Raw genomic sequence first — 5,544 nt, 5'->3', positions numbered from 1 at the left:
GCGGTGTACCTGACACACCGCCTACGCAGCCTCGCCAAGGCTCGACAGCTGCTACGGTAGACGTCGACAAAGGCGACGGCAGAGGTCGACAGCTGCTACGGCAGAGGTCAGCGACGGCGACGGCATGTCTTGGGGGGTGAAGAGCCGATCAGCCCTTCGCACCCAACTCCGCTGACAGCCGGGCCGCGACCTGTTTGATCACAGGGATCAGCTCGGCCATTTTCTCCAGCGGCATGTAGGGCACGGTACTGGCGATGCTCAGCCCGGCGACGATTCGCCGGCTGGCGTCGCGCACCGGTGCCGCCACACAACGGATCGACGGTTCGTTGTCTTCCAGGTCGAACGCGTAACCGCCCTCCACGTATTCACGCATGCGCTGCTCGAACTGTGCCCACGACTGCTCCGGGTGCTGTGGCCATTGCAGGCTTTTTCCGCCCGCCGGCAAGCTGACTTCGTACAGGCGCTGCCACTCTTCTACCGAATCATCCAACAACATCGCCTTGCCGATGCCGGTGCGCGCCAGCGGCATGCGATGGCCAACCCGCGAGCGCATTTCCGGGCCGTTGCGGCCAGGGTTCTTGTGCAGGTAAAGCACTTCGTCGTACTCGCGAATCGCCAGGTGGACGGTGTCGCCGGTGAGCGCCGAGAGCTCATCCAGGTATGGAGTGGCCAAGGTCACCAACGGCAGTTCGTCGCGCGCCTGGAACCCCAGCTCAATCAGTTTCGGCCCCAGCAGGTAACCGACTTGCGGCACCACGCGCAGGTAACGCTCCTCCACCAGGCAACTGGCCAGGCGGTGGGTGGTGCTGCGGGTGGTGCCGATGCGCCGGGCGATCTCTTTCAGATCCCGCGCACCGGCCGCCACCGCCTGCACCACGCCCAGGCCACGCAGCAAGGTCTGGGTGCCGGTGGGCGCGGTTTCTTTGACGGGGGTGAGGGCGTTTTCCTGCATATCGGGCCTATTGGAAAGTACGAAAACGGCGCCATTATGGCAAATGCAGACCTGCTGAACAGAAGAGATCCACTGTGGGGGCTGGCAAGCCAGCTCCCACAAGGGTTCTGCAGTGTCTTTTTTAGCGCTGCTTCATACGGTCAATAATCACCGCCAGCAACAGAATCGAACCCCGGATCACATACTGGTAGAAGGTGTCGATGTTCTTCAGGTTCATCGCATTCTCGATGATCGCCAGAATCAGCACCCCGGCAATCACATGGCGGATCATGCCGATCCCGCCGCTTAACGACACCCCGCCCAGCACGCAAGCAGAAATCACCGTCAGCTCAAAGCCCTGGCCAATCATCGGCTGGCCCGAGGTCATGCGCGAGGCGAGGATCACTCCGGCCAACGCGCCGATCAAGCCGTGCACGGCAAAGATGATGATTTTGGTACGGTCGACGTTCACCCCGGCCAGCAGCGCCGCTTCCTGGTTGCCGCCGATGGCCATGGTGTTGCGCCCGTAGGTGGTGTAGTTGAGCAACCAGCCGAAGAACACAAAGCACAGCACGGTGATGATGATCGGCACCGGCACGCCCATCAGTTGGCCGTTACCGAACACGAAGAAGCCTTCGTCCATCACGCCTACGGCCTTGCCGTTGGAGAAGATGTAAGCCAGGCCGCGCACGATCTGCATGGTCGCCAAGGTGGCGATCAACGCATTGATGCGCAGCTTGGCAATGACGATGCCGTTAATCAGCCCCACCACCAGGCCCATGGCCAATGCCGCCGACACGCCGAGCACCACGCTGTCGGTGTCGCGGATCACAATCCCCGCCACCACGCCGGCGCACGCAATGACCGAGCCCACCGACAAGTCGAAATGACCGGAGGCCAGGCAGAACAACATGGTGCACGCGGCGATGCCGACCGTGGAAATCGCCAAACCCAGGCCGCGCATGTTCAGCGGCGAGAGAAAGTTGTCGATGAACAGCGCGCTGAGCACGAAGATGCTCAATGCGGCGAGCAGCATCACCCAGTCGTCGAGAAACTTGCGCTGGTTGAAACCCGGCCAAAAGCCCTTTGCAGTTTTTACCTGTGACATACCTACACCCTCGAATTCTTCAAGCCCGCGAACGCGGGAGAGCCAGTTGCAACAGGCGTGCTTCGTCGGCCTGGTCGCGGTTCAACTCGCCGGTCAAGGCGCCTTCACTCATCACCAGAATGCGATCAGAAATCCCCATCACTTCCATCAGGTCGCTGGACACCACGATCACCGCAATGCCGCTGGCCGCCAGGTTGTGGATGATCTGGTAGATCTCCGACTTGGCGCCGATGTCGATGCCGCGCGTGGGTTCATCCAGCAGCAGCACTTTCATCGGCATCGACAGCCAACGACCCAGAATCGCCTTCTGTTGGTTGCCGCCGGACAGGTACATGATCTTCTGCTCGGCATTCGGCGTTTTCACTTTCATCGCCTTGATCTGCTGGTCGGCGTTGCCCTTCTCCCAGCTTTCGCGCAACAGCCAGCCAAACGTGGAATGCGCCCCACGTGCGCTGATATTGATGTTCTCGGCCACACTGGACAGCGGAATGATGCCCTCCTTCTTGCGGTCTTCCGGGCACAGCAGCACGCCGGCGGCGATCGCATCGCGCGGCGAGCGCAGTGGCAGGTTTTCGCCGCACAGCTGCAACTGCCCGGCGGTCGAGCGCTCCAACCCGCTCAGCAGCCGAAACAGCTCGGTGCGCCCGGCGCCCACCAGCCCGAACAGGCCGAGAATCTCGCCTTTGTGCACCTCGAAACTCACTGGCTCACGCAGGCCTGGGCCCAACAGGCCGTCGACCTTGAGCGCGACCTCGCCGTGTTCGCGTGGGCGATAGTCGTAAATGTCCTGAATGTCGCGCCCGACCATGCACGTCACCAACTGGTCGTGGGTCAGCGTGCCCATGTCGTCAAACGTGCGCACGTAACGGCCATCCTTGAACACCGTGACGGCGTTGCAGATGCGGAACACTTCTTCCATGCGGTGCGACACATAAAGCACCACTTTGCCCTCGTCGCGCAGGCGCGTGATGATCGCCATCAAGCGGTCAATCTCGCGCGCCGACAGGCTGCTGGTGGGCTCATCGAAAGCAATCACATGGGCGCCACGGGACAGCGCCTTGGCGATTTCCACCAGTTGGCGCTGGCCCAGGGACAGGCGACCAAGCTTTTCCTCAGGGTCGATTTCATCGGCCAGGCCTTTGAGGCACGCCAACGCCTGCTTGCGCAGCCGGCTACGATTGACCACGCCGAAGCGCGACGGCAAATGCCCGAGGAACAGGTTCTCGGCGACGGTCATTTCCGGCACCAGGTGCAGTTCCTGGTGGATCACCGCGACGCCACTGGCAATGCTGTCGGCCGCATTTTTGAAGGCCATGACCTGCTCGCCGATCTGCACCGTGCCGCTGCTCGGCAGGTAGGCGCCACCGAGGATTTTGAGCAGCGTGGACTTGCCCGCGCCGTTCTCGCCCATCAGCGCGTGGACCTCGTGCGGCCGCGCTTCAAAGCTGATCTGCGCCAAGGCTTTGACCCCAGGAAACTCCTTGCCGATGCCGTTGAAACGCAAGGCCGCGCCGGTCATTTCCACAGACCGATTTTGCTCAACTCTTCCTTGAAGTTGGCGCGGGTGATCAGGGTCACGTTATCCAGGGCGGTGAACTTGGCAGGCTCGGTGCCCTTGGTTACCCACTCGAACATCGCGCTGGCGGTTTTGTAGCCGGACGCGTCCGGGCTCAGCAGCATCGAGCCGTAGAAGCCGGTGTCGGACTTCTTCAGTTCTTCAATCGCATCGGTGCCGTTGATGCCGACGCCGATCACGTTAGCCGCCTTGAACCCGGCGCTTTCGGTGGCGCGCACACCACCCAATACGGTGCTGTCGTTCATGCCACCAATGATCAGGTTTTTCGCGGTGCCGGGCAGTTTCACCAGGGCTGAGTTGGTCGAGTCCATGCTGCCTGGCACGTCGAGGGTTTTCTGTGCGCTGAACAGGATGTGGTCGGCGGGCAGGCCGGCGGCCTTGAGGCCTTCGACTGAACCGTCGGTGCGTTTCTTGCCGGTTTCCAGCTCGTCAAAGGTGTTGATGACGGCGTAGGTTTCCTTCCAGTCCCAGTTGCGATGCTTGGCTTCGGTGGCCATCGCCTCGCCTTGTTTCTGGCCGATCTTGTAGGCGTCCAGGCCGACGTAAGGCACGTCTTCCATGGGCTTGCCCTTGGCGTCGACAAAACGGTCATCCACCGCCAGCACTTTCAAGCCGTTGAGCTTGGCCTTGGCCATGATCGCCGGGCCAAGGGACACGTCCGGCGGGCAGATCACAAAGCCCTTGGCACCGTTCGCCGCCAGGGTGTCGATGGCGGAAAGGGTTTTCTCGCCATCGGGCACGGCGATCTTGATCACGGTGAAGCCCTGGTCCTTGCCGGCTTTCTCGGCAAAGGCCCATTCGGTCTGGAACCAGGGTTCTTCGGCTTGCTTGACCAGGAAGCCGATCTTTACTTCTTCAGCCGATACACACCCGCTGAACGCTATGGCGAGCGCCAGCGTACCCAGTGTCTTCTTGAACATGAGCCACCTCTTGTTGTTATTGAGAGCCGCAAGTTTTAGTCGTGGTACATCACAGAACGCCCGCCATCGATCATCAGGCAGGTCGCATTGATAAAAGGTGCTTCGTCAGTGGCCAGGAACAGCGCACTCATCGCCACTTCAACCGGTTGGCCGATGCGCTTGGGCGGGTGCAAATCGAACGCGCGCTGGCGCTCGGCGTGGGGGTCGGCAAAACCGTTCCAGTAATCGACGTTGAGCTGGGTTTCGATATAGCCCGGCGCGATGGCATTCACGCGGATGCCCTTGGACGCGTATTCGATGCCGAGGGCGCGGGTCAGGCCGAGCAAGCCGTGCTTGGCGACGGGATAGGGAAAGCAGCCGGGAATGATGTGGCTGGAGTGGGTGGAGGCAATGTTGATGATGTTGCCGATGCCCTGCTCGATCATGTGCGGCAGCACCGTGCGGCAACCGAACCAGGCGCCGTCGAGGTCAATGGCGAAGCAGCGGCGCCAGTCCTCGTCGGTCATTTCCAGTGGGTCGCGGAACACATTGACTCCGGCGCAATTGACCAGCACGTCCACGCGACCAAAGCGCTCGATGGCCAGGTTGACCAGTGACTGCCATTGCTCCTTGGAGGTGATGTCGACAGCGTGCGCAACAATCTCGGCCCCGCGTTCGCGCCAATGAGCGGCAACTTTCTCGACTTTTTCAGCCTGGATATCGGCGATGACCAGGCGTGCCTGCTGAGCCTGGAAGCAGGCGACGATCGCCTCGCCAATGCCTTGGGCGGCGCCGGTAATGATCACTACTTTGTTTTTCAGCCGCTCGCCGTAGGTGGGCTCGGGCACAGCGGGTAATGACAACGGTTGGGGCTGCATCGCTTCACCTGTTTTATTTTTGGTAGTGAGTGCTGATGCTGCCGACTATAAACCCATCTTTTGAAATATCTCAATATATAAATTTGCATCCCATATATTGAAACGAAGCCTAAAAAAAAGGGGAGATGACTTTGTGGGAGCTGGCTTGCCTG

General features: G+C 60.9%; 5 protein-coding genes. All 5 read right to left on the bottom strand.

Features of this window, described 5'->3' with window-relative positions:
• Nucleotides 1-148: 148 nt before the first annotated feature.
• The 5 genes from WBB95_RS16660 to WBB95_RS16640 all read right to left on the bottom strand — a co-directional run bounded on the left by WBB95_RS16660 (nt 149) and on the right by WBB95_RS16640 (nt 5,392).
• Nucleotides 149-952: an IclR family transcriptional regulator gene (locus WBB95_RS16660; RefSeq protein ID WP_424488591.1), complete on the bottom strand. Its 804-nt coding sequence runs from the start codon at nt 950-952 to the stop codon at nt 149-151.
• Between the two features lie 121 nt (nt 953-1,073).
• Nucleotides 1,074-2,039 (bottom strand): L-arabinose ABC transporter permease AraH, encoded by a 966-nt coding sequence (gene araH / locus WBB95_RS16655; RefSeq protein WP_025854166.1) that lies wholly within the window; start codon nt 2,037-2,039, stop codon nt 1,074-1,076.
• A gap of 19 nt (nt 2,040-2,058) precedes the next feature.
• Entirely contained in the window at nt 2,059-3,558 is a 1,500-nt protein-coding gene (gene araG / locus WBB95_RS16650) for an L-arabinose ABC transporter ATP-binding protein AraG (protein WP_424488590.1), read from the bottom strand.
• Nucleotides 3,555-4,535, bottom strand: coding sequence for a substrate-binding domain-containing protein (locus tag WBB95_RS16645; RefSeq protein ID WP_424488589.1), 981 nt, complete (start codon nt 4,533-4,535; stop codon nt 3,555-3,557). Before WBB95_RS16645 ends, araG begins: the two co-directional genes overlap by 4 nt.
• Nucleotides 4,536-4,570: 35 nt before the next feature.
• Nucleotides 4,571-5,392, bottom strand: coding sequence for an SDR family oxidoreductase (locus WBB95_RS16640; RefSeq protein ID WP_424488588.1), 822 nt, complete (start codon nt 5,390-5,392; stop codon nt 4,571-4,573).
• Nucleotides 5,393-5,544 lie beyond the last annotated feature (152 nt).

It is taken from the genome of Pseudomonas sp. (genome assembly GCF_049645325.1).
Taxonomy (GTDB): Bacteria; Pseudomonadota; Gammaproteobacteria; order Pseudomonadales; family Pseudomonadaceae; genus Aquipseudomonas.
This window is presented reverse-complemented; position numbering and strand designations above follow the sequence as displayed.

Coding starts and splice junctions, on each gene's coding strand:
- WBB95_RS16660 (WP_424488591.1), bottom strand. CDS start 952: ATGCAGGAAAACGCCCTCACCCCCGTCAAAGAAACCGCGCCCACCGGC.
- araH (WP_025854166.1), bottom strand. CDS start 2,039: ATGTCACAGGTAAAAACTGCAAAGGGCTTTTGGCCGGGTTTCAACCAG.
- araG (WP_424488590.1), bottom strand. CDS start 3,558: ATGACCGGCGCGGCCTTGCGTTTCAACGGCATCGGCAAGGAGTTTCCT.
- WBB95_RS16645 (WP_424488589.1), bottom strand. CDS start 4,535: ATGTTCAAGAAGACACTGGGTACGCTGGCGCTCGCCATAGCGTTCAGC.
- WBB95_RS16640 (WP_424488588.1), bottom strand. CDS start 5,392: ATGCAGCCCCAACCGTTGTCATTACCCGCTGTGCCCGAGCCCACCTAC.